We start from the raw sequence: 25,181 nt of genomic DNA, 5'->3' as shown, positions 1-25,181 counted from the left end.
GAGGATGAGGGGGCGAACGGCAGTTACTCCATCACCGGCCCTCTCGTCGCTCCGGGCCGCCGCCGTGACCTGCGCCCTGATCGTCGGCTGCGGCCTCGCCCCGGTCGCCCTCACGCTCGCGCCACGCCCCGGCGAGCCCGTGGCCGTCATCACCCTCTTCCCGGACGCACCGGTCCCTAAGGCCGTCACAGCCTCGGGCGCACCCATCCTGTGGCTCTCCGCCGGCGGGCACGTCGCGGTGCTCTACGCCCCCGGGCGCGACGTCGCCGCCCACCTGCGCCGGGCCGGTGCCCTCCTCGTCCTCGCCGCCGGGCCCCTGGGCACCTGCCTTCCAAGCTACCGGCCCTCCGCCAACCTCACCGGACCGTCCACGCCATGACCGAAAGCAGCCTCGACCGCCTCCGCCTCGCCTTCCTGCCGGTCATGCTGGGCGCTCTCGGCGTCCTCGCCGCCATCGTCACGACGCTCGCCTGGTGGCGGGACGTCATGCCCGTGCCCGTGACGGTCCTCGCGGTCCTCCTACCCGGCGCGGCCCTCGCCGCCGCCCGCCAGCACGGGGCGACGGCCATCACGCGCCACCTCTCCTCGGCTTCCCTGATGATGCTGGTCGGCCTGCTGGTCCTAGCCTCCTCGGGCACGCACCTCCAGATCGACGTGCATATGGTCTTCTTCGCCGCCCTCGCGGTTGCGGCGGGCTGGTGCTGCTGGTCCTCCATCCTCGTGGCGGCCGGCGTCGTCGCCGTCCACCACCTCGCGCTGAACGTGCTCTACCCGGTCGCCGTATTCCCGAACGGCGCCGAGTACCTGCGCGTGGTCCTGCACGCCGTCGTCCTCGTCACCGAGGCCGCCGCCCTGGTGCTGGCCGCCCGCCAGCTCGCCAAGGCCCTCTCCTCGGCCGAGGAGGCGACCAGGCAAGCCGCCGACAGCGTGCTGGCCCAGCGCCGCGCCGAGGCAGCGGCGGGTCAGGACCGTAACCTGGAGGCTCACCGCCAGCGCCGGCTCGGCGAGGTCGTCGCCGAGTTCCGCGACGCCCTGGTCGAGATCGAGCATAAGGTCGAGCGCGAGACCGGCGGCATGCGCGAGACCGCGCTCGCCCTCAGCGGCGTCGCCGAGCGGTCCAGCCGTCAGGCCGCCGCGTCGGAGGCCACGGCGTCGGCGACGGCTCAGAACGTGCTCTCCGTGTCCGCGGGCGCCGAGGAACTCAGCGCCTCCATCTCGGACATCGCCGGCCAGACCGAGCGGGCGCGCGAGTTCATCGCGCACATGACCGAGATCGCGCGGACTACGAACGACGAGGTCGAGCAGCTCGCGGTCGTGGCCGACCGGATCGGCACCGTCACGGGCCTGATCAAGTCGGTCGCCGACCAGACCAACCTCCTGGCGCTCAACGCCACCATCGAGGCGGCGCGCGCCGGCGCGGCCGGCCGGGGCTTCGCGGTGGTCGCCTCGGAGGTGAAGGCGCTGTCGGGCCAGACCATGAGGGCGGCCGACGAGATCGTGTCCCAGGTCGAGGCCATCCAGGCCTCGACGCGGCGGACCGTCGGCTCCGTCCACGCGATGGCCTCCGCCACCCAGGAGGTGAACGCGCTGACGACGTCCATCGCCGTGTCGGTGGACCAGCAGCGGGCGGCCACGCAGGAGATTTCCCGCACGGTGGCGCAGGTCGCCGAAGGCAGTTCGGAGGCGCACGCCGGCGCGGTGTCGGTCTCGCGGGCCACACAGGAGACGCGGCGCCATGCCGACGGCGCCCTGTCCGCGTCCGAATCCCTCAAGGCGGTCGCGGCGGACCTCGCGGCGTCCGTGGGCCTGTTCGTACAACGGGTCACGACGGACCTGGAGGAGCGCCGCGGCAACGTGCGCGTCGCGGTCGACGAGGCGGGCTTCCTGCACGTGGGCGGCCGACGGCACCCGGTGCGCCTCGTCGAGGTGTCCTCCCACGGCGCCCGCATCGCCGGCGGCCCGCTCCTCGCGCCCGGCGACAAGGTCGAGTTCGAGACCGCCGGCGGGGCCCGCATGCCGGCGACAATTGCCTGGGGCGAAGGAGGGGCGGCGGGCCTCGACGTGCGCGTCGGCCTCCGCCACCCGGCCCTCGGCGGGGCAACCGGCTTAACGGCCTGAGCCGAGGCGCGCGTCCCTCGGCGAGCTCGGCGGACCTGTCAGGACCGTCGGCCGGTGACCCGCTGCAGCGCCCGCGCGACCTGTTCGGCCGAGTAGGGCTTGCGCACGAGTTCGAACCCATGGGCGTCGTCGCGGGCCAGCACGTCGCTATAGCCGGTCGTCAGGACGACCGGCAGCCTCGGGTGGTCCTTCCGGAGCCGGCGAGCGAGTTCGACGCCGCCGATGCCGGGCATCACCACGTCCGAAAACACCGCGTCGAAGCGGAACGGCACACGCTCCATCTCCGCGAGCGCGGCCTCCGCGTTGTGCGCCCAGACCGTGGCGTGGTCGAGATCCTCCAGGAGCTGCGTGCAGAAGCGCCCGACGTCGAGGTTGTCCTCCACGACCAGCACGCACAGAGGCCGCCCCACCTCCTGCTCGTCGGCTTCCTCCTCGCCGGCCTCAGATCCTTCCTGCGGCGGGTCGACATGAGGCAGGTACAGCGAGAACGTCGTGCCGCGCCCCACCTCGCTCGCCACGTCCACGTCGCCGCCCGACTGCTTGGCGAAGCCGATGACCTGGCTCAGGCCGAGCCCCGTGCCCTTGCCGACCTCCTTGGTCGTGAAGAACGGCTCGAAGATGCGCGCCAGGAGTTCTGGCACGATGCCGACACCCTCGTCCGAGACCGACACCACCGCGAAGGGCCCAGGTGCGCCGGCGTGCCCACGGATCGAGGGCAACGCCTCGCCACAGGTGAGCCGGAGCGTCAGCGTGCCCTCACCGTCCATGGTGTCCCGGGCGTTCACTGCGAGATTCACCAGCGCCGTCTCGAACTGGCTCGTGTCAGCCCGCACGTGGCATGGCCCTTCCGTCACCTCGGTCACGATGCGGATGCGCGCGCCGGTAACGGAGTTCAGCATCTCCGAGATGCCCCGCACGCGCTCCCGCAGGTCGAACACCTCGGGTTTCAGCGCCTGCCGCCGTGCGAAGGACAGTCGCTGGCTCGTCAGCTTGGCGGGGCGGTCGACCGTGTCCGCCACCGCCTCTAGGTAGCGGGTTCGGCGCTCCTCGGCGAGGTTCGGACGGCGCAGGAACTCGACCGACGAGCGGATGATGGTGAGCAGGTTGTTGAAGTCGTGCGCGACGCCTCCGGTCAACTGCCCGACGGCCTCCATCTTCTGCGCGTGGCGCAGCGCCTCCTCGGCACGGGCGAGCTGCTCCTGGCCGCGCAGCCGCTCGGTGGCGTCGGTGCCGTATTGGAAGGCACCGACCCTCCTGCCAGCGCCGTCCCGCAGCGTGGTGAACCTCAGCTCGTAGCAGCGCCGCCTCCGGGCCGGGTCGCCGAACTCGCCGGCGAGCGTGAACTCCTCCCCCGACAGCGCGCGTGCCCATACCTCGCGGGACGCGGCCTGATGCTCGGGCTTGTGCGCAAGCAGATCAATCAGGTTGTCGCCCGCCCGCGGCCGGACCCCGTAGATCGCCTCGAACTCGTCCGCGCAGGCGCCGTTGATGGCCAGCACCCGGAAATCCATGTCGAGGGCGTTCACCAAGGCGTCGGTCGTCTCGAACACGTCGGCCCAGAGCTTGCGCTGGGCGAGCGCCTCGACGACGCGTTGCTCCAGCGTCTCGTTCATCTCGCGCAAGCGCTCCTCGGCGAGCTTGCGGTCGTGGATGTCCTCGACGACGCCGTACCAGCGGACGATGCCGCCGCCCTCGTTCCGGCGCGGCCGGGCCTGGGCCCGCATCCAGCGGTACTCGCCGGTAGTCGCCACGCGGATGCGATAGTCGACGTCCACCGGTTCGCCGGATGTCAGAGCCGCCGAGAAGGCCGTCATGGTCCACGGCACGTCGTCGGGGTGGAGTGATCTCGCCCAGCCGGAGCCGTCCGGCTCACCCGCGGCTTGGCCCGTCAGTTCGAGCCAGCGATTCGAGTATGAGGTGATGTTGCCGTCCGGGTCGCAGGTCCAGGGTACCTGCGGGTTGAGCTCGACCGTATGCCGATAATGGTCCTCGCTCTCGCGTAAGCGCGCCTCGCCCAGCACCCGGTTCGTGGTCTCGGCGGTGACGCAGAACAGGCCGTTGACGGCTCCGGACTCGTCGAGGACGGGCGAGTATGTGAAGGACCACCAGCTCCGCTCGGGCTCGCCCTGGCGCGAGAGGTCGAGCATGACGTCGGTCAGGATCTGGTTCTCGCCCGCCAGGGTGGCGTCGACCAGCGGCCCGATCTCGTCCCAAATGCTGGCCCAGACCTCGCGGAAAGGGCACCCCAGCGCCGTGTCCAGCCGGTAGCCGAGGATCGGCCGGTAGGCGTCGTTGTAGAAGCAGAGCAGGTCCGGCCCCCAGGCGAGGAACATCGCCGTGGGGGAGGGACAGCGTCAGCGAGAGCGTATTGCGGAGTGCTGGGGGCCAGCCCTCCGGCGGGCCGAGCGAGGTTTCGGACCAATCGCGGGAGCGGATCTCGGCGTCGGTCAGTCCACCGGTGGGCAGGAACGAGAAGGCGTCAGCCATGCTGCGCACGGCCCCGCATCCCGGCGCCTCCGCAACGCGACGGAGAGGCGCTCGTGGTACTGGGACGGACCAGGGCGGCCGAGGGCATCGCGCAACGGGGAAGCCAGCGTGGCATCGTGGTGGCATTACCTCTCGGTCGGGCGCCGGCTGGCGTCCTGGCCTGCCACGCTTGTTCGGTCCGCCCCGCTAGATAGTGCGGACGCAGGCAAACGACCGCTCCCTCGCAAGGCTGCATCGCCTTGGCTCTCGAAACGCGGCGTCCTCCAGGGCACCAAAGCGTGTCCGTTGCCGTTGTGACGATGCCTCAGGGCCGGCCGTGAGCCCTGCGCCACGGTGAGCCATGTCGGAACAAACTCCCCCTCCGCTTCCTTCCGCCCGGACCGAGCAGTCCTCCTCGATCCTCTGGACCATGTTCCTGGGCGTTGCCCTTGTCGGCTTGGTGGCGCTGCCGAAGCGGCGGGCGGAACCGCTGACGCTTGCGACAGGCACTCAGGATAGCGGCCAAAAGCTCGGGACCGAGGACGGGCCCGTCTCGCACGAGGGCGCCGCGGCCGAGCGCGTTGCGGAGGCCGAACCGGGGCGCGGGCGGCAGGCGGACACACCCTCCGAAATCCCGGCCAAGGGGTGGAAGGACATCGCGCTCCGCCTCTACCAGGAGTTCGGCAACGACCGCATCCTCCTGGTCGCGGCCGGCGTGACCTTCTACGCCATCCTGGCGCTGTTCCCGGCCGTCGCGGCGCTCGTCTCCATCTACGGCGCGGTCGCGGACCCGAGTACGATCAGCACCCATCTGAACGAGTTGCGCGGCATCCTGCCGGACGGCGCCATCGACATCGTCGGCGGGCAGGTGAAGCGTCTGGTCGACAAAGGCGACGCGGCGCTCGGGCTCACCGCCCTCGTCAGCATCCTGCTCTCGCTTTGGAGCGCCAACGGGGGGATGAAGGCGATCTTCGACGCGCTCAATATCGCCTACGAGGAGGAGGAGAAGCGCTCGTTCGTCATGCTGAACCTGCAGTCGCTCGCGTTCACGGCCGGCGCGCTGCTGTTCGTCGTGCTGGCGCTGACCGGCATCGTGGTGGTGCCGGCCGCGCTCCAGGTGCTCGGGCTGGACCAGAAGGCCTGGTACATCGCCCTGCTGCGCTTCCCCGCCCTGCTCGCCCTTGTCATCGGCACCCTGGCGGTGCTGTACCGGTACGGTCCGAGCCGCCGGAAGCCGAAATGGCGCTGGGTGACCTGGGGCAGCGCGGTGGCCGGCACCCTGTGGCTCGTCGCGTCGGGACTGTTCTCCTGGTACGTGGCCAACTTCGGCAGCTACAACGAGACCTACGGCTCCCTGGGGGCCGCCATCGGCTTCATGACCTGGATCTGGATATCTACGACGGTCGTTCTGCTTGGGGCCGAGCTCAACGCGGAGATGGAGCACCAGACCGCGCGCGACACGACGGTCGGGGACGGCAAGCCGCTTGGCGCACGCCAGGCGCGCATGGCGGATATGGTGGCGGCGTCGGCCTGACGGGTGGCACGCGCGGGCGATTGCGTAGCCACATGCCTCGGCCTACGCCTGGCCTGCCTCAGCGGGCATGGGCACCTATGCTCGCGCGTGTCCGCCTGTGAGCCCCGATTCGCCCATCCCCCGCGCCGAAGCATCCCCATCGACCAATGCCCATGATCCAATTGGCCGCCTCCCGAACCTCCCGTATGCGAGTGTCTCCGATGTCGAACCGCGACGGCTGGGCGGCGTGGTGAGCGGCACGGAGGGCGAGTGCCCGCAAGACCGCTCGTCGCCATCGCAGCCGGTGTCCTACCAGGCGATCTTTGAGAGCGCCGTCGACTTCGCCATCGTCACCACCGACCACGAGGGACGCGTCACTGCCTGGAACCCGGGCGCGGAGCGCATCCTGGGCTGGTCGGCCGAGGAGATGGTCGGGCATTCGGCGGAGACCTTCTTCACGCCCGAGGACCGCGCGGCCGGGCGTCCCGCGGAGGAGGTGCGCCAGACTGCCGAGACCGGGCGGGCAGCCGACGAGCGCTGGCACCTGCGCAAGGACGGCACACGCTTCTGGGCCAGCGGGGAGATGATGCCCCTTCGCTCGCCCGAGGGCGCCGACCTGGGCTTCCTCAAGATCCTGCGCGACCGCACGACGGCCACGGCGAGCGAGGGTGAGACCCGCCGCGTCCGCGACGAGTTGCAGGTCGTCACCGACGCGCTGCCGGTCCTCATCAGCTTCATCGACCACGACCACGTCTACCGCTTCGCGAACAAGCACTACGAGGCCTGGTTCGACCGTCCGGCGAGCGAAATCCTGAACCGGCTGGTGCGCGAGGTCGTCGGCGAGGAGGTCTACCAGGCCAGGTTGCCCTTCATGGCACGGGCGCTCGCCGGCGAGGATATCACCTTCGACGCGCTGATGCCGTACCGTGGCGGCGTGACCCGCCAGTCGGAGATCCGCTACATCCCGCGTCGGACGGAGGGCGGTGTCGTCGACGGCATCTTCGTCATGGTGACCGACATCGCCGAGCGCCAGGCGGCCCAGGCCGACCTACGCGAGGCCGAGGACCGGCTCAGGCTGGCCCTGGAGGGGGCCGGCACCGGCATCTACGACTACGACCTCGTCACCGGCGCGCTCACCTGGGACGCGCGTACCCGCGCCCTGTTCGGGCTGTCGGCCGACGACCCGGTCTCCTACGAGGGCACCTTCCTGCCGGGCGTTCACCCGGACGACCGGGAGCGGGCCGACCGCGCCGTCCAGGCGGCCATCGGCGCACGCGAGGGCTTCGAGCTGGAATACCGCGTGATCGGCAGGCGCGACGGCGTGGAGCGCCTGTTGGCGGCACGCGGTAACACGGTCTTCCGTGACGGACGGCCCGCCCGCTTCGTCGGAACGGTTCGCGACATCACCGATGCACGTGCCGCAGAGGCGACCGCGCGCCGCTTGGCGGCCCTCGTCGAGCAGTCGAGCGACTTTATCGGGGTCGCCGACCTCGAAGGCAACGCCGAGTTCGTCAACGAGGGCGGTCGCAAGTTGGTCGGGCTCGCGAGCCTGGAGGAAGCTCGCCGTTACAACCTGATGGACTATTTCGAGCCGGCGGACCGTCCGACGGTGCTGGGGAAGGTCCTTCCGGCCGTTCGCGAGAGCGGCTTCTGGGAGGGCGACCTCGCCTTCCGCAACTTCTCAACCGGCGCCGCAGTACCGGTTCACTACGCCATCTTCCCGGTCCGCGACGCGCACGGTTCCGTCACAGGCTACGGCACCGTCACCCGCGACCTCACGGAGCGCCGCAGGCAGGAATCCTTCCGGGATGCCCTGATCACGTTCGGCGACAGGCTGCAGGCGTGCCGCGACACCGCCGAGATGGCGGCGGTCGGGGCTGAGATCATGGCTCGCACGCTTGGCCTGGATCGGGCCGGGTACGGCACCGTCGACGAGGCGATGGAGCATGTCGAGATCGAGCGGGATTGGACGGCGCCGGGGGTGGCCAGCGTCGCCGGCCGCCACCGCTTCGACGAGTTCGGCGAGGTCCGCGCGGGCCTGGCGCAAGGGCGCGAGGTCGTCATCCACGACGTGACGACCGACCCGCGGACCGCGCGCAACCCGGGCCCGCTCCTGGCCATCGGCGTACGCGCCTTGATCAACGTGCCGGTGTTGGAGCAGGGCCGGATCGTGGCTCTGTTCTTCTTGCACGACCGGCAGGTGCGCGACTGGCTCACCGACAAGCTCGCCTTCATCCGCGACATCGCCGAGCGTACCCGGGCCGCCATCGAGCGCTTCCGCGCCGAGGCGAGCTGGCGCGAGAGCGAGGAGCAGTTCCGGGTCTTCGCCCAGGCCATGCCGAACCACGTCTGGGCGGCGGACGCGAACGGCGCCCTCTACTGGTTCAACGAGCAGGTGCATGCCTACGCCGGCACCTCGGCGGGCGAACTCGACGGAACGGCCTGGGCGTCCATCGTGCATCCGGACGATGTTGGGGCGGCGGGACGCGCCTGGGGGGCCGCGCTGGCCGACGGGACGCATTACGAGACCGAGTTCCGCATTCGGCGCGCGGACGGGGCCTTCCGCTGGTTCCTCGTCCGGGCCGAGCCGATCCACGGTCCCAACGGCGCGGTCGTCCGCTGGATCGGCACGAACACCGACATAGAGGACCGCAAGCAGGCCGCAGCCCAGTTGGAGCGCCTCAACGAGAACCTGGAGCAGCAGGTCGAGGAGCGCACCCGCGACCGCGACCGGATGTGGCGGCTCTCAACCGACGTCATGCTGGTGGCACGCTTCGACGCGACCATCGTGGCGGTGAACCCGGCCTGGAACACGCTATTCGGCTGGAGCGAGGCCGACTTGGTCGGGCGCTCCTTCATGGACCTTGTCCACCCGGACGACGCAGCCTCCACAGCGGCGGCGGCCGGCGACCTCTCGGACGGTTCGGTCATCCCCCGCTTCGAGAACCGCTACCGGCACAAGGACGGCAGCTACCGATGGCTGTCCTGGACCGCCGTGCCGGACGAGAGCTTCATCCACGCGGTCGGACGCGACGTGCAGGCCGAGAGGGAAGCGGCCGCGGCGCTCGCCCTGACCGAGGAGGCGCTGCGCCAAGCTCAGAAGATGGAGGCCGTTGGGCAGCTCACCGGTGGCCTCGCCCACGACTTCAACAACCTACTTACCGGCATTTCGGGCTCGCTCGAACTCCTGCAGACCCGGATGAGCCAGGGCCGGCTGACCGACCTCGACCGCTACATCAACGCCGCGCAGGGCGCCTCGAAGCGGGCGGCGGCCCTGACCCACCGCCTGCTCGCTTTCTCGCGCCGGCAGACGCTCGACCCCAAGCCCACCGACGTGAACGCCCTCGTGCACGGCATGGAGGACCTGATCCGGCGGACCGTGGGCCCGGCGGTCCACATCGAGGTGGTCGGGGCGGCCGGGCTCTGGCCGGCGCTGGTCGATCCGCCCCAACTTGAGAACGCGCTGCTCAACCTCTGCATCAATGCCCGCGATGCGATGCCTGAAGGCGGTCGGATCACCATAGAGACGGCCAACAAGTGGCTCGATGACCGAACGGCGAGGGAGCGTGAACTACCGCCGGGGCAGTACCTGTCGCTCTGCGTCACAGACACCGGCACCGGCATGACGCCCGACGTCATCGCCCGCGCCTTCGACCCCTTCTTCACGACGAAGCCGACGGGTCAGGGCACGGGGCTCGGCCTTTCCATGATCTACGGCTTCGCCCGGCAGTCGGGCGGGCAGGTGCGCATCTACTCGGAGGTGGGCCAAGGCACGACGATGTGCATCTACCTGCCGCGGCACTACGGAGAGGCGGAGGGCGATGACGGCATGCCCGACCTCTCGACCGCGCCCCGGGCCGAGCAGGGAGAGACGGTCCTCATCGTCGACGACGAGCCGAGCATCCGCATGCTTGTCACCGAGGTCCTGGAGGACCTCGGCTACACCGCCATTGAGGCGTCGGATGCTGTCGCCGGCCTGAAGGTGCTTCAGTCGGACGTGCGCATCGACCTGCTGGTCACCGACGTCGGGCTGCCCGGCGGCATGAACGGCCGCCAGATGGCCGACGCCGCGCGGGTGAGCAGGCCGAATCTGAAGGTGCTATTCATCACCGGCTACGCGGAGAACGCTGCGGTCGGCAACGGCCACCTGGAGCCCGGCATGGCAGTGCTGACCAAGCCCTTCGTAATGGAGGCGTTAGCCAGCCGCATCAAGGACCTGATCTCCAACCCGTGACATCGACCATGGCGTTGAGGTCGGTGTGGTCGGTCTGACCAAAGCCTGGCGGTTCAGGCGAGCTGCCCGCCCCCGTCCTCCGCCTCCGCCACCCTGCGGAAAGGCAGAACGCGGCCCGGCCGCTTGGACTGAAGGCGTTCGACCGCTGCCCGGAGTTCGTCGAGCGCGAAGGGCTTGCGCAGCACGGGTACGCCCTCCGAGGGTAGCGCTGCCGCATCAGCGTAGCCCGTCATCATGAGCACGCCAGGCGCGGGGTCGAGCGCCAGCGCCCGCCCAGCAAGCTCGGTTCCCGTCATCCCGGGCATGGCGTAGTCGGTCAGCAGCAGGTCGATGCGGTTTCCCCCGTGCAGCAGCCGCAGGGCCTCCGCGCCGCCGCTTGCCTCGACGACCCCGTAGCCGAGTTCCTCCAGCAAGGTGACGGCGACGGCACGAACCTGGGGATCGTCATCGACGACGAGGATGCGCGTCGCGTCCGTCGCAACTCCACGGCCTTGCGTCCGGTCGGCGTCCGCGCCGGCGACAACCTCGCCCCGGAGGAGATAGATCGATGCCGTGGTGCCCTCACCATGTCGGCTGCGCAACGTAATGGCGCCGCCGAGCTGACGCGCCGTGCCGTAGACCTGCGCAAGCCCAAGACCCGTACCCTTGCCCTGGGGCTTGGTCGTGAAGAAGGGTTCGAACGCGCGGGCGAGGACATCCGGCGACATGCCATCGCCCGTATCGGCGACCGTGAGCACTACGAGATCCCCCGCCGGCACGGTCCCGGGTCGTGGCGCGCCGGCGGGCAGATTCTCGGTCTCGATCCGTATCTCCCCGGCACCCTGCAGGGCGTCGCGCGCGTTCGTCACGAGGTTGAGGACAGCCAGTTCGATCCGGTGCGGGTCGGCCACCGCGGGCCACAGGTCCGCGGCCAGGCGCGTCACGACGGCGGTGCCGCCGCCTAAGGTCCGGTGTAGCTGCTCGGCCATGGCGGAGAGCACGCCGTTGAGGTCGACGGGGTGTGCTTCCAGGCGCTGCTTGAGAGAGAAGGCGAGCAGTTGCTTAGTGAGCCTGGCACGGCGCTGCGCGGCCTGCATGGCATTGTGCAGGAGACGCAACGCGCGCTCGTCCGTGACCTTGCGCTCGGCAAGCTCCAAGGAGCCCATCACCGCGGCGAGCAGGTTGTTGAAGTCGTGCGCCACGCCTCCCGTCAGTTGCTCGATGGCGTCCATCTTGCGCGTTTGCACAGCCTGTTCCTGTGCCTCGGCACGGAGGCGCGACAGCTCCAGGTTGGCCCGGACGCGCGCCTGGAGCTCCCGCGCCGAGAACGGCTTCACGAGGTAGTCGTCCGCGCCGGCCTCCAATCCCTCGACGCCGGCCTCGGCGCCCGCGCGGGCGGAGAGCATGATCACCGGCACCGTGCGTAGGGCGGGATCGGCCCGGACTGCCCGGGTCAGCGCGATGCCGTCGAGCACCGGCATCATCACATCGGTGAGCAGCAGGTCCGCCGGCGCCTTGCGCAACGCTTCCAGGGCGGCGGCGCCGTCACCGACCGCGACCACTTGGTGGTCCCGCCCGAGCAGGCGCTCGGCGTAGGCACGCATGTCGGCGTTGTCATCGGCCAGGACGATGCGGGGCCGACCATCCCCGGAGGGTGCCTCTTCGAGCGAGCCCCGAAGGGATACGACGTTGGACGGCACTTGGGGCAGCCATCGCAAGGCTTCCTCGACGTAACCGCGGGCCTGGCCTTCGTCGGGTGCCGCCCCTGCCTCGACGACCCTGTCAGCGGGCAGGTGGGAGCGCCCGAAGGGAAGGGTCACCGTGAAGGTCGTGCCCTGACCAAGCGTGCTGCGAACCTCGACGTCCCCGCCGTGGAGGGAGACGAGGTCGCGCACGAGCGCGAGGCCGATCCCCGAGCCCTTGTGCGAGCGGCTGCGGGTGCCCTCGATGCGGTGGAAGCGGTCAAAGACGTGCGGCAACGCCTCGGCGGGAATTCCGACACCGGTGTCGGCCACCGTCAGGCATACGTCTGCCGGACCCGGCCCGAGCCGGACGTCGATGCTGCCGTGGAAGGTGAATTTGAAGGCGTTGGACAACAGGTTGAGGACGACCTTCTCCCACATGTCCCGGTCGACGAAGACGGTCTCTGGAAGCGGAAGGCAGTCGACGCGTAGGGCAAGGCCGCCCCGTTCGACCGCCGAGCGGAAGGTGCTCGCCAAGTCCGCCGTCAGGGCCGCGAGGTCGGCCGGCGCGAAGGTCGCCTCGACGCGTCCGGCCTCGACGCGCGAGAAGTCGAGCAAGGTGTTGACGAGCCTGAGTAGCCGGAGGGCGTTCCGGTGGGCCACCTCAAGCTCCTTGCGGCTCCCGGGCGCGATGCCGGGGTCCCGCAAGGCCTCCTCAAGGGGGCCGAGCATCAAGGTCAACGGGGTGCGGAACTCGTGGCTGACGTTGGAGAAGAACCGCGTCTTGGCGCGGTCAAGTTCGGCCAGGGCCTCGGCGCGTCGCCGCTCCTCCTCGTAGGCGCGCGCATTGCGGAGCGCCGTCGAGACCTGCCCCGCCACGAGATCGAGGAAGCCCCTGTAGCCTTCGTCGAGCGCGCGGCTCGGGCTCACGCCGAGGATCAGCACGCCCAGCGGCTCCGAGCCGGCCTCGCCCGCGAGCGGCACGACCAGCGCGTCCTCCACGGGGTCGCCCCACAACCCTCCCGCCATGCCGAGGGTCGTGCCGAGGCCGCCCACCCCTACGGTCTCGCCCGCGAGCGCCCGCTCAAAGGGCCAGGTCGCCCCTGCCTCCGCCGAGGCCAGGGGATGGGCGGCATCGATTCCGACAGCCGCGCCCTGACGCAGGCTGCCGTCGGGCTCGCGCAGGAAGACGAGCGCGAAGGGCACGTCGAGCCTCTCGCCGGACAGCGCGCGGGCTACGTCCGCGCAGGTCGCGTCGACGTTACGGGTCTCGCCCGCGTTGGCCGCTAGGTCGCGCAGCAGGCCGAGCCGACGCTCGCCCACGACCTGGGCGGTGACCTCGCTGCACACCGCCAGCATGCCGACGATGCGGCCGTCGTCGTCCTCGGCCGGCGCATGAGAGACGCTGAAGTAGGCTTCCTCCCGGTAGCCGGCCCGCTCCATCAAGAGCGGCAGGGCCGCCGTCCAGTTGGCCTCGCCGGTCTGCATCACGCGGGCGATCATCGGGCCAAGCGTGTCCCAGGACGCCGCCAGCGTGACACGGATGTCGCCGCCGAGCGCGTTGGGGTGCCCGGCGCCGATGAGCTTGGCGTAGGCGTCGTTGTAGACCTGGGTGAACTCGGGGCCCTACGTCAGGATCATCGGGTACTGCGAGGACAGGAGCGTGCGAACGGTCGAGCGCAGGCTCTGCGGCCAGGCGGCCACGGGACCAAGAGGCGTCGCCGACCAGTCGAGGCCGCGCGCGAGCGCCCGGACCTCCCCAGTACCCCGGAACAGCGTGGCCGCGGCTTCAGCAAGGGTCATTGTCCGCTACCCTTCTCCGCGTCGCACCTATCCCTCCATGCCTCGGCCATGGCCGCCACGCGTCCCCGCTCCCTCAAACCTCGTCTCAGCCGACAGATATGGGTCACGCCTCGATCATGTCCCGGATACGCGACGCCAAGGCCTCCATCACGAACGGCTTCGTGAGCACCTGCATGCCGGGCTCCAGGTAGCCGTTACCCACCGCCGCGTTCTCGGCGTAGCCGGTGATGAAGAGCACCTTCAGGCCGGGCCGTGTCACCCGGGCCGCGTCCGCCACCTGCCGACCGTTCATGCCGCCGGGCAGGCCCACGTCGGTGATCAGCAGGTCGACGCGCGCGTCCGACTGCAGCACCCGCAAGCCGGACGGGCCGTCCGCCGCCTCGATGGCCGCGTAGCCCAGGTCCTCCAGCACCTCGGCCACCAGCATGCGCACGGACGGCTCGTCGTCGACGACGAGCACCGTCTCCCCTGGCTCGGCCCTGGGCGCGTCGGCGAGGTCCGGAAGGTCCCCGGCGGCGGAGACGTCGCCGTGGTGGCGCGGCAGGTACAGGCACACGGTCGTGCCCTGCCCGATTTCCGAGTAGATGCGCACCTGCCCGCCGGACTGCTTGGCGAAGCCGTAGATCATGCTGAGACCAAGTCCGGTACCCTGGCCGATGGGCTTGGTGGTGAAGAACGGGTCGAACGCCTTGGCGACCACATCCGCGCTCATCCCCGTGCCGGTGTCGGTGACGCAGAGCGATAGGTATTGTCCCGGTGGCAGGTCGCGTTCGCGGGCGGCATGGTGGTCGAGCCACCGGTTTGCAGTCTCGACCGTGATGCGTCCGCCCTCGGGCATGGCATCGCGGGCGTTGATGCACAGGTTCAGCAGCGCGTTCTCAAGCTGGCCCGGGTCCACCAGCGCCGGCCAGAGGCCGCCTGCGCCGACCACCTCGATGTGGACGGCCGGGCCCACGGTCCGGCGGATGAGTTCCTCCATGCCATGGATGAGGCCATTCACGTCGGTCGGTCTCGGTTCGAGGGTCTGCCGCCGCGAGAAGGCGAGCAGGCGATGCGTCAGCGCGGCGGCCCGCTTGGCCGCCCCTTGCGCGGCCGTCATGTACCGGTCGATCTCGGTCAGGCGGCCCTGGCTCATGCGCGTCTGCAGCAGTTCCAGGCTGCCGGATATGCCGGTGAGCAGGTTGTTGAAGTCGTGGGCGATGCCGCCGGTGAGCTGGCCCACCGCCTCCATCTTCTGCGATTGCCGCAGCGCCTCCTCGGTCTCGGCGAGCGCCTGCGCCGCCTCCTTCTCGGCCGTGACGTCCCGCCCGACCGCGTGGATGCGGTCCTCGGCTGGTACGGCTGTCCACGAGAGCCAGCGGTAGCTGCCGTCCTTGTGCCGGTAGCGGTTCTCGAAGCGCAGGGTGGTCCGGCCCTCGGACAACTCGCCGACCTCGGCTAGCGTGGGCGCGACGTCGTCCGGGTGAACGAGATCCATGAACGCGCCGCCGACGAGGTCGCGCTCGTCCCAGCCGAGCAGCGTCGTCCAGGCCGGATTCACCGCCTCGATGGTGGCGTCGTAGCGCGCGACGAGCATGATGTCGGTGGAGAGCCGCCACATGCGGTCGCGGTCGGCGGTGCGCTCGGTGACGAGGCCTTCGAGCTCCTCACGCGAGCGTGCGAGCACGTCCCGCGCCTCGACGATGTCCTGGATGTCGGTGCAGGTCCCGAACCAGCGGGTGACCTGCCCTGTGGCGTCGCGCATCGGCAGGGCGCGGCCGAGCGTCCATCGATGCTGCCCGGTATGGTGGCGTAGGCGGTACTCGATCCGGTAGGGCTCGCCGCTCGCGAGGGACGCGCTCCACACCTCCCAGGTCCGTTCCCGGTCGTCGGGATGGACGATGCCCTCCCACGCCGCGCCGTCCGTGGTGCCAGCCGGCACGCCGGTGAAGTCGTACTAACGCTGGTTGTAGTAGTCGTGGTAGCCGTCCGCCCTCGTCGACCAAACCATCTGGTCGATGGAGTTGGCGATGGTCTGGAACCGCGCCTCGGCCTCGCGCAGCGCGTCCTCGCGCTCCCGGCGCTCGGTCACGTCGCGGTAGAACAGCGCTAGCCCCTCCGGGTGCGGGTAGGCGCGCACCTCCAGCCAGACGGCGTGCCTATCCGGCCAGACATAGCGGTGCTCCAGCGTCCGTGAGACGCGCTCCCGCATCACGCGCAGGTACATCTGCCCGATGGTCATGGCCTCGGAGCCCGGGTAGACCTCCCAGTGCGAGCGGCCGACGACCTGATCCGGCGGCCTCTCCTCCAGCCGGAGGCCCTCGGCGTTCATCTGGAGGATGCGGAAGTCTTGGTCGAGGAGCATGAAGCCCTCGCCCATGCCCTCCAGCAAGCCCGAGGCCCGTGCCTCGCTGGCGCGCAGGGCCTCCTCGGCCCTGACCCTGGCTGTGGTCTCGGTGCAGGAGCAGAACATGCCGCCCACCGTGCCGTCCTCGTTCCGGATCGGCGAATAGGAGAAGGTGAAGGTGATCTGCTCGTCGTAGCCGTGGCGGTTCATCGTGAACGGCAGGTTCTCGGCCCAGGTCGCCTCGCCGGCCATCGCGCTGTCGACGAAGGGCGTGATGGCCTCCCAGATCTCGGGCTAGATCTCGCGGAAGCGGCGACCGAGGGCAGCCGGGTGCTTGTCGCCCAGGATCTCCGCGTAGGCGTCGTTGTAGACGAAGGCGAGGTCCGGCCCCCAGGCGGCGAACATCGGGAACCTGGAGCCGAGCATCAGGCTCGCGACCGAGCGCAGCGCCTGCGGCCAGGTTTCCGGCCAACCGAGCGGCGAGGACGACCAGTCGTTGGCCCGCATGCGCTCCCTCATCTGCCCGCCTCCCGACAGAAAGGCGGCGGTCGTGGATGGGGAGGTCTCGGACATGCTCTGCGGTGGGGCCTGGATCGGGAAAGCGGCGGGCAGGGTTGTCTTCCCCCCGGCCAAGGATTCGGTGGGGGCCATGATACGTGGTGGTGGCGAGTTTGCGGCGCTCCGTGTGGCAGGGTCGTTGAGCTCGGGTCCTGCCGTCACGGGCCGCCGCGCCCCCCGGTCACGCGCTGCAGGATGTGCGAGAGCTGCCTGGCCGAGTAGGGCTTGTGCAGAAGCTCGAAGCCGTGGCCGCCCTCCTGCGCCAGCACGTGGCTGTAGCCGGACGCCAGGACCACCGGAAGGCTCGGGAAGCGGCGCCGGATCTCGCGCGCAAGCTCAACCCCGTTCATGCCCGGCATCACCACGTCCGAGAACACCGCGTCGAACCCCGCGCTGTCCGGGCCGAGATGCGCCAGGGCCTCTCCGGCGTTCGCCGCTCAGGTCGTCTCGTAGCCGAGGTCCTCCAGGATCTGGGTTGCGAAACGCCCCACCTCCACGTTGTCCTCGACGACAAGCACGCGCTGGCCCGTGCCGCCGTCCGCGGCGTCGGGCTCCACGGTCCGCAGCTCCTCGCCCCGGGCGGCGTCGACCTGCGGCAGGTACAGGGTAAAGGTCGAGCCGCGTCCGGGTGCGCTCGCGACGTCGACGTCACCGCCGGACTGCTTGGCGAAGCCGAACACCTGGCTCAAGCCCAACCCGGTCCCCTTGCCGACCTCCTTCGTGGTGAAGAACGGCTCGAAGATGCGCCCGACCACGTCGGCCGGGATGCCGGAGCCGGTGTCCGTCATGGACACGGCAGCGAAGGGCCCGGGCGCTGGGGCATGTCCGCGGATGGCGGGCTTGCCGACCCCGCAGGCCAGGCGCAGCGTCAAAGTGCCCTCTCCGTCCATCGCGTCGCGGGCGTTGACGGACATGTTCACCAGCGCGGTCTCGAACTGGCTGCGGTCGGCGCGCACGAAGCAGGGCGCATCCGGCAATTCGGTGACGACCCGGATGCGCGCGCCCGTGACCGTGTCGAGCATCTCGGCCACGCCGCGCAGAACGGCAACGAGGTCGAACGCCTCCGCCTTCAACGCCTGCCGTCGCGCGAAGGAGAGCAGCTGCCCGGTCAGCTTGGCGGCCCGGTCGACGGTGTCCGAGACCGCGTCGAGGTAGCGGGCCTTGCGGGCCTCGGCCAAGTCGGGCCGGCGCAGGAATTCGACCGACGAGCGGATGATGGTCAGCAGGTTGTTGAAGTCGTGCGCCACGCCACCGGTCAATTGCCCGATGGCCTCCAGCTTCTGCGACTGGCGCAGCGCCTCCTCCGCCTCGTGCAGGGCGACCGCGCGCTCCTTCTCGGCGGTGACAGCGCGTCCGTAGGCGTAGACGATGTCGCCCTCGGTGGCGGTGTGCCACGAGATCCAGCGCGGCGTCCCGTCCTCGTGCCGGTAGCGGTTCTCGAAGGCGGTGAGGTCGTCGTCCGTGGCGGCGTAGGACAGCGCCGTGCGCGTCACGACGTCGTCTTCGGGCCAGACGAATTCCTGGAAGCTGCGGCCCACCACCTCCGCTGGGTCGTGGCCCAGGATCGTCCTGCAGGCCGGGTTGACCGCGCGGAAGACGCCGTCGACGCCGACCACGACGAGCAGGTCGCGCGAGTTGCGCCAGACCCGGTCGCGCTCGGCCGTGCGCTCGGCGATGCGCCGCTCCAGCGCCTCCTCGCGGGCGTGCTCCTCGGTGACGTCCTGCGCGATGCCGCCCAGATGCCGGAGGCAGCCCTCCGCGTCGCGGATCGGGAAGCCGGTGTCGCGGATGTGGCGCACGGCCCCGTCCTCGGGCCGCACGATGCGGTACTCGACCGTGTGTGTCTCGCCGGAAAGCAGGCGCGGCATGGCCGCGAAGGCGCGCGCACGGTCGTCAGGGTGCACCAGCGAGGCCCAGCGTCCGAGGTCGCCCATCACCAGCTCGCGCCGGTCGCCCCAGACCCGCTCGTAGGCCGGGCTCAGCCACTCCAGCCGGCCGCCCGCGGGGTCGGCGATCCAGAGCACGTCGGCCGAGTTCTCCGCGAAGGAGCGGAAGCGCTCCTCGCTCTCGATCAACCCGGCCGCGGCGCGCACCCGCGCGGTCGTCTCCTGCGCCACGTTGAGGATGCCCGCGGCGCGCCCGTCCGCACCCAGGACCGGGTTGAGGGTGTGTGTGAAGAAGACCTCGTCGGGCGTGCCGTCCCGGTCGAGCACCAGCCGCTGGTCCTGCACCTCCACGGCGCCCTCGCCGGCGAGCACCCGGGCGAACATGGGTTCGAGCTCCTGCCATGCCTCCGGGAACACCTCCCGCGCCGGGCGGCCCAGCGCGCCGGGATGCTTGCCTCCGACGAGCGCGCCCCAGGCGTCGTTGTAGAGGATGGCGAGGTCGGGCCCCCAGTAGAGCGCCATCGGGGCCGCGGCCTGGAGCGCGACGCCCACCAGGGTGGCGAGCGCCGCCGGCCACGCCTCGGCGGGCCCGAGGACGGTAGCGGACCAGTCGTGCGCCCGCATCCGGGCGGCCATCCCGCCGCCGCCCGGAAACAGGTTCGTTGTTTTCGCCGGCTCGCCGTCCATCCCGTGGTTGTCGTCCCATGCAGTCAGGCCCCTCTTGTGGGAGAGATGCCGCACACGGCACAAGCCCGTTCTCGAATCGTACGCGTCCCTTGCGCGCCCGGCACCAACGGATCCCCAGCTACCCGCATCGGTCTGCCGCCGGACGGGCTTATCGGATGGGTCCCGCCGATGTGCGGGGCTCCAGGCTCCAAGGGGACCGAACCTCGTACACGATGCCGTCGTCGTCCCCGTACGGCGTGCCGGACGCCGCGGTCGACGCGATGGCCCGGAGCAAGGCGTCCGCGGGGACCCGGTCGGCCAGCACGAGCACGGGGCCGACCCCGACCTCGCCGCCGTCGGCGAAGGCAAGGCGTCCGGCCACCAGGGCACCGGCCATGTCCGCGAGAAGCTGGCGGTCGGCGGGCCTGAAGGCCGCCAGCGCCAGGGCATCCTGGTCGTACGCCGTGACGAGGGCGTCGTCCGCCTGGATCGCGCCGTGGAAGGCCTCGCCGTCCCGAAGGTCGCGCAACCGGATGCCCCTCCGCTTCGCCCGCCAATCGGTGGCGAAGGGGTCGTTGAGGATCAGCAGGGTCGCGAGCTTGGGGTCGTCGTGCTGGACGAGGACCCATCGGGGCTTGGCCCTTTCGGGCGGCAGAGGCCGTCCTCGACCGTCGCCGCGTCGTCGGGCACCCCAAGCCAGTCGCGCAGCCCAACGCAACCGCCGACATGCTCGGCCGCAGCGTCATGCCCGAGCGCCACGCCCCAGGGCGCCTGGTCGAGGCCCAGAAGTACCACGCGGTTGTCGTTCCCGGCCTTCATCGATGCGGCTCCGGGCATGCCGCCCCAGCGGGGCCCTGCCGAACAGTGATCGCCCAAGTAGCCTCAAAGGCAAGGCTCGCGGGCGACGGAGCGCGCCGGCTCCGCCGTCCAAGTCATCGCCCGCGCGCAGACCGGCCACGTGATCCGCAGCGGCTCGGCCAGCGCTGCCGCAGGCATCTGCGTATACCTGTGTCGCCGGCTCGTCCGCCGTGCGTGCACGTTCATGCCGTGGCGGCAAGGCCCTCAGGAGGTGCAAACGCTAGCAAGCGCGGTTGAACGCATTCGGAGCGCTCCTCGTCTCGGACCGCGGCAAAGGCACGGGCCAAGCGCGAGAACTCCGGCGTGCGGAGGTAACCGTAGGACTTGTGGTGGTTCGCCTCGCCGTTGGGCCGCAGGTAGCCGTTCACGACCCGCCGGTCGACGATGCTCACGCCGGTGTCGCTCGACCCGTAATCCGCGTCGAGCGCCCCCATGATGGCGACCACGTCCTCGCCGTCGGCAAGGTTGGTCCAGGCCGAGACGTTGTTCGGCACCCTGATCGCCCCATGCTCGGCCTCGAACTTGAGCTTCACCTTGGCGAGGCCCAATGGAGAGCCGGCCGTGACGAGGTGCTCGACCTTCAGGGAGGGATCCTCGCGCTCCAGCAGCCGCAGCGCATCGTAGGCGATCACCGATCCCATCGAGTGCGCCACGAGCAGGATGCGACGGTCGCGGTACGCCCGCAGCCTCTCGATGAGCCGGGCCCGCACGTCGCGGGCGAAACCCGCTTCCGAGTGGTAGTGCCAGAGATCGTCGAAGCGGTGTTCCAGGATGACGTCGTCCACGAGCGTGACGCCGGTCGCCTCCTCGATGAGGTCGATGCCGGCGTAGACGGGTGCCAGTACATCCTTCGCCGTGACCGACGGTGCGTCCTCGCCTCCGGGAAGCGGACCGGCTCCGGCGTAGGGACGATACGGCTCGCGATTGTCGTCCTCCGGAAGCGGCGCGTCGTAGCGCAAGTCGGCCCAGTAGACGAACTCGAAGAGGAAGTCAGGATCGACCAGCCCTTCGTTGCGGGCCAAGCCTTCCGCGATGGCTGCCTTCCACCACCGCGTCTTCTCGTCGGCCGGCGGTTTGTTCGCGAGGCCGTGGATGCCGATGACGACGCGACCCGGCTCCATGACGGCTGGTGCCTCCTCGTTGTGTCGACGCGGCCCGGAGTGTTGCGACGCGTCCCGGAGCCGTGCAGTAACGCGGATGCCCAGGAATCCGATGCACGAGGCTCGTTTCCTGGATGATCGGGTCAGGAACGCTCCTCGGCGGCGAGGCGCTCGACCTCGCGCACGTAGCCGTCTGCGTCGAACTTCTTGAGCGTCGCCGCTCCCAGCGAGCGCACGTTCCCGTACACTGGCCGCGGGCCCCAGGGGCGGTCGTGCAGGCCGAAGAGCCAGGTCACGTTCGTGAACGAGTTCGCGTCGCGACCGTCGATGAAATACTTGTTGTTCAGCCGCAGCGCCGTCTCGAACGCCTCCTCGGGCGACGCCGACCACTCCAGAATCTTCTTGCCCCAATACATGCGCATGTGGTTGTGCATGTAGCCGGTCTCGCGCATCTCCATCATGGCCGCGTTCCAGTAGCGGTCGTGCGTCTCCCCGCGCTCGAACTGCTCGGGCGTGTAGAGGTAAGGCCGCGGATCGCCGCGATGCGCATCCAGCGTCTTGCGCGCCCAGGCCGGCGCGGCCTCGTAGGAATCGTAGTTCGGCTCGTAGTAGATGTGGTTCATCGCGAGCTCGCGCCGGACGATGAGCTCCTCCAGGTACGCCGCCTTGTCGTCCTCGCCGCCCGTCGCGGCAGCCTGGACCTTGAGCGCGATAGCGACCGGCGAGATCTGGCCGTAGTGCAGGTACGGGCTCATGTGCGAGGCCGCGCCTGCCTCCGGCCGCCCCCTGATCTGGGCATAGTGGTTGAAGCGGGCGTCCAGGTAGTGGCTCAGCGTCGCCTCGGCCTGCGTGGTGCCGCCCTTGAAGCGTCGCACCGGCCGCACGCTCTGGTCGGCCTTCAGGCTGGCAACGAGCCTCGGCACGTCCGAGAGGTCGAGCGTGCTCTCGAAGCTGAGATGGTCGGCCCGATGGGCGACCGACCGTTCCTCCAGCGGCACGAGGTATTCGGGCAGGAGCCGGCGAATCTTGGGCCGCAGGGTGCGGGCAGCGACCTCGTGCTTGGGCGAGGCGGTCTCGACGGGCACCACAACCTCGCCCTCGACCTGCACCACGCGGCAGGGCGCCCGGGCGGCGAAGTCGGCGTAGAAGCGACGCACCGGCTTCAGGTAGTTGCGGTCGCAGATCACGAGTGCCGCGTCCGCCGCGTAAAGGAGCGCGGTCTCGACCGGCGGCGGCCGGCGCGCGACGTAGGCGATGCCGCGCTTGGCGAGCTCAGGCCCGACCTCGGCCATGCCCTCCAGCAGGAAGGCCCAGTGGCGGGCGTTCGCCTCGGGAATGCCCTCGGCGAGCCCGTAGCAGACCAGCACCGGCAGCCCGCGCCCGTTGGCCTCCTCGACGGCGTATTCCAGGGCCGGGTTGAAGCGGGCGCGCTGGGACAGCCCCATCCAGTACAGGACGTAGGAAGCGCCATCCCGCGCGGGCAGGTCGTTGAGCGGCTTGATGCGGGTTGGCTGGATCATGCGCGACGGATTCCGTGTCGGCGTGGGCGAATGGCCGGCGGCCTCCTCCCACATAGGGCGGCTCGACCGAGAACGCGCCGCACGCGCGGCACGCCTCGGTAATCCACAGCGAAGACGAAACAACGCATGTTGCCCACATGTTCTCGTGCGTTGATGGGCACGGCCAGGGGTGGTCCTTGTGTGCGTAGGTGGTGGGATGCCTGAGACCGGAAGCTACGGACCTGAGGAACGCGCCGCCGTGCTGGAGCGGCAGCGTACGCTGAAGATGGCGAAGTCGGCCCACGCCTACGTCCGCGGCAACACCCTGCAGTTCTACGACTGGCTCGATGGGCTCCCGCGCGGCACCCTGCCGGAGGGCCCTCCGGTCTGGATCTGCGGCGACTGCCATCTCGGCAACCTGGGCCCGCTGGCCGACGCGGAGGGGCGTGTAGACATCCAGATCCGCGACATCGACCAGACCGTCGTCGGCAACCCGACCCACGACCTCGTTCGCCTCGGCTTGTCGCTGGCGAGCGCCGCGCGCGGCTCCGACCTGCCCGGCGTGGTCACCGCCCGGATGCTGGAGGAGATGGTCCGCGGCTACGCGCAGGGCCTCGCTGGCTTCAAGGCGGACGGGGCGCCGCCCGAGCCGGACGTGGTGCGCACCGTGCGCCGGCGCGCCCTCGGACGCGAGTGGAAGCACCTCGCCCGCGAGCGTCTGAAGGACGTCGAGCCCTCCATTCCGCTCGGTCGCAAGTTCTGAGCGCTCGACGATGTAGAGCGGGGCGCCTTGCAAGGCCTGTTCGAGGAGGAGCGGGTGCGCAGCCTCGTACCTGGCGCTGAACCGACGCGGCGGCCAGTCGATGGTCCGCCTGATCGACGCGGCGTACTGGATGAAGGGCTGCTCCTCACTCGGGTTCCTGCGCTACGCGGCGCTCGTGCGCATCGAGGACCAGGGCAAGCGGAGGCTCGCGCTTGTCGACCTCAAGGAGGCCGTCGAGCCCGCCGCACCGGCAACCCCGGGCGCGGAGATGCCCGCCGACCCGGCCGAGCGCGTCGTGGCCGGGGCGCGGGCGCTCTCGCCGAACCTGGGCGAGCGCATGCTGCCGGTGAGCCTCCTCGGCAAGCCGGTGGTGATGCGCGAGCTCGCGCCCCAGGACCTCAAGCTCGACATCGACCAGTTCAGCCGCGAGGAGGCCGTGCGGGCGGCGCACTACCTCGCCCACGTCGTCGGCAATGCGCACGGCTGGCAGATGGACGAGGCCACCCGTTCGGGCTGGCGTGACGAGGTCCTGCGAGGCACGGACGGCGGGTCGCAGGCGCCGAGTTGGCTCTGGTCGAGCGTAGTCGAGCTCGCGGGCCGGCACGAGGTCGGCTACCTCCAGCACTGTCTCCGCTACGCGACCGCGGAGGCCGCTTGAGGCGTAGTGGCCTTCGGCGCTACGAGGCCGTCCGGGAGGGTCAGGTAGCCGAACCGGCCGCCCGCGCGCTTCCCGGGCCCCAGCAGCCCCAGGCCGTGCTCCGCGTCGCGGCGGCCTGCGGCCCAGCGGTCGCGGATGGAAGACGGCGAGAAGTCGAAGCTCTTGGCCGCGAGCTCGTCCGCGCCGGCCTGGTAGACGAGGTGAAGCAGCGTCACCGCCGGTCCCGCGGGATCGAGCCGCTCCCGCAGCGCGTACTCTCGCCTCAGCCCCGCAATCGCCCGACGCGGGGGGCTGGCGAAGATGAGGTCGTTGGCGCGCTCCAGAACTGCGTCGAGGGAGGCGGGTCGCGGCGCTCGCAGGGAGAACAGGTCGGAGGCGATGCAGAGAAGGTCCCGCTCCGGCTCGTTCTCGAAGAGCGGGTCGAGGGGCAGGTTGTTGGTGTAGCCCGCGTCGCATAGGACCCGGCCATCCACCTCGACGGGCGGAAAGGCGGGCAGGATGGCCGTGCTGGCGAGGATGTGCTCGGGCCGGACCTCCTGGCGTGCGGTATCGAAGTAGACCTCCTCGCCGGTCTCGATATCGACGCAGCCCACCGTCAGGCGCGTGCCGCCTCGGTTCAGCCGCTCGAAGTCGATGAGGCGCTCCAGGGTCCGCAGCAGGGGCTTGTTGTCGAACAGGGCCACGTCATTCGGCACCCATGGGAGGGCCGACCATAGGCCGGGTAACCGGTGGCCGAATATGCTCGGTCGCCCCCAGGCGAGCGCCAGGAGGGCGTGCAGGCCGTTGTAGACCTGGCGCGGCTTGAGCAGCCCGGTCGGGCTCGGGCCCGTGGCCAGGGTCGCCTCGTCCCAGAACGCCCGGAGCTTGGCGACCCTGTCCTCGGTGGCGTTGCCCGCGACGATGGCGGCAGTCACCGCGCCGATGGAGGCGCCCACGACCCAATCGGGCCGGAGCCCGTGGCCGTGCAGCGCCTCGTAGGTCCCGGCATGGTAGGCGCCGACGGCGTTGCCGCCGGCGAAGACCAGGGCCAGGTCGCGTGTGTCGTCCAACATCCGTGCCTTCGTGCGTTGAG

The 25,181-nt window shown here is 70.5% G+C and carries 14 protein-coding genes and 2 pseudogenes; 5 read left to right on the top strand and 11 right to left on the bottom strand.

Annotation, left to right across the window (positions count from 1 at the left end; genetic code table 11):
- Positions 1–4 precede the first annotated feature (4 nt).
- Positions 5–379, top strand: a complete 375-nt coding sequence (locus MFF26_RS04080; RefSeq protein ID WP_238307541.1) for a hypothetical protein — start codon at positions 5–7, stop codon at positions 377–379.
- Positions 376–2,118 carry a methyl-accepting chemotaxis protein gene (locus MFF26_RS04075; protein ID WP_238307540.1) on the top strand — a complete coding sequence of 581 codons (1,743 nt, stop codon included), beginning with the start codon at positions 376–378 and terminating at the stop codon, positions 2,116–2,118. Before MFF26_RS04080 ends, MFF26_RS04075 begins: the two co-directional genes overlap by 4 nt.
- 38 nt (positions 2,119–2,156) lie before the next feature.
- Here MFF26_RS04075 and MFF26_RS04070 read toward each other — a convergent pair whose 3' ends face one another.
- Positions 2,157–4,451 (bottom strand): PAS domain-containing protein, encoded by a 2,295-nt coding sequence (locus tag MFF26_RS04070; RefSeq protein WP_308447729.1) that lies wholly within the window; start codon positions 4,449–4,451, stop codon positions 2,157–2,159.
- Between the two features lie 563 nt (positions 4,452–5,014).
- Between MFF26_RS04070 and MFF26_RS04065 the strand changes: the two genes are divergently transcribed.
- A complete protein-coding gene (locus MFF26_RS04065; protein ID WP_373324353.1) occupies positions 5,015–6,118 on the top strand; it encodes a YihY/virulence factor BrkB family protein in 1,104 nt (367 codons plus the stop codon).
- A 229-nt stretch (positions 6,119–6,347) separates the two neighbouring features.
- Positions 6,348–10,331 carry a PAS domain S-box protein gene (locus tag MFF26_RS26685; protein ID WP_378780144.1) on the top strand — a complete coding sequence of 1,328 codons (3,984 nt, stop codon included), beginning with the start codon at positions 6,348–6,350 and terminating at the stop codon, positions 10,329–10,331.
- A 53-nt stretch (positions 10,332–10,384) separates the two neighbouring features.
- Here MFF26_RS26685 and MFF26_RS04055 read toward each other — a convergent pair whose 3' ends face one another.
- From MFF26_RS04055 to MFF26_RS04025, 9 genes and pseudogenes are all read right to left on the bottom strand, one after another.
- On the bottom strand, positions 10,385–13,495 hold the full coding sequence (locus MFF26_RS04055) for an ATP-binding protein (protein WP_238307535.1): 3,111 nt from the start codon (positions 13,493–13,495) through the stop codon (positions 10,385–10,387).
- 123 nt (positions 13,496–13,618) lie between these two features.
- Positions 13,619–13,795, bottom strand: a complete 177-nt coding sequence (locus MFF26_RS04050) for a hypothetical protein (RefSeq protein WP_238307534.1) — start codon at positions 13,793–13,795, stop codon at positions 13,619–13,621.
- Between the two features lie 103 nt (positions 13,796–13,898).
- The gene (locus tag MFF26_RS04045) at positions 13,899–15,716 is read right to left on the bottom strand and encodes a hybrid sensor histidine kinase/response regulator (protein ID WP_505744333.1); all 1,818 of its coding nucleotides are present in this window, start codon (positions 15,714–15,716) and stop codon (positions 13,899–13,901) included.
- Positions 15,717–15,731: 15 nt separating this feature from the next.
- The gene (locus tag MFF26_RS26705; RefSeq protein WP_505744332.1) at positions 15,732–16,373 is read right to left on the bottom strand and encodes a PAS domain-containing protein; all 642 of its coding nucleotides are present in this window, start codon (positions 16,371–16,373) and stop codon (positions 15,732–15,734) included.
- Between the two features lie 42 nt (positions 16,374–16,415).
- A complete protein-coding gene (locus MFF26_RS26700) occupies positions 16,416–16,640 on the bottom strand; it encodes a hypothetical protein (protein WP_378780147.1) in 225 nt (74 codons plus the stop codon).
- A 197-nt stretch (positions 16,641–16,837) separates the two neighbouring features.
- Positions 16,838–19,087, bottom strand: a pseudogene (locus MFF26_RS04040) (PAS domain-containing hybrid sensor histidine kinase/response regulator family protein).
- A gap of 313 nt (positions 19,088–19,400) precedes the next feature.
- Positions 19,401–19,949 (bottom strand): hypothetical protein, encoded by a 549-nt coding sequence (locus tag MFF26_RS04035; protein WP_238307533.1) that lies wholly within the window; start codon positions 19,947–19,949, stop codon positions 19,401–19,403.
- A 322-nt stretch (positions 19,950–20,271) separates the two neighbouring features.
- Entirely contained in the window at positions 20,272–21,210 is a 939-nt protein-coding gene (locus MFF26_RS04030) for a lipase family protein (protein WP_238307531.1), read from the bottom strand.
- Between the two features lie 122 nt (positions 21,211–21,332).
- Complete coding sequence (locus MFF26_RS04025) at positions 21,333–22,709, bottom strand: deoxyribodipyrimidine photo-lyase (RefSeq protein ID WP_238307530.1); 1,377 nt, start codon at positions 22,707–22,709, stop codon at positions 21,333–21,335.
- A 196-nt stretch (positions 22,710–22,905) separates the two neighbouring features.
- Here MFF26_RS04025 and MFF26_RS04020 point away from each other — a divergent pair.
- Positions 22,906–24,109 (top strand): annotated as a pseudogene (locus tag MFF26_RS04020) (DUF2252 domain-containing protein).
- Here the strand turns inward: MFF26_RS04020 and MFF26_RS04015 are convergent.
- Positions 24,085–25,161: a patatin-like phospholipase family protein gene (locus MFF26_RS04015; RefSeq protein ID WP_238307528.1), complete on the bottom strand. Its 1,077-nt coding sequence runs from the start codon at positions 25,159–25,161 to the stop codon at positions 24,085–24,087. The pseudogene MFF26_RS04020 and the gene MFF26_RS04015 sit on opposite strands and share 25 nt — an antisense overlap.
- Positions 25,162–25,181: the final 20 nt, after the last annotated feature.

The organism is Methylorubrum suomiense (genome assembly GCF_022179765.1).
Classification (GTDB): domain Bacteria; phylum Pseudomonadota; class Alphaproteobacteria; order Rhizobiales; family Beijerinckiaceae; genus Methylobacterium; species Methylobacterium suomiense.
The sequence above is the reverse complement of the archived record's forward strand: the minus strand, read 5'-3'. Positions and strand labels throughout refer to the sequence as shown.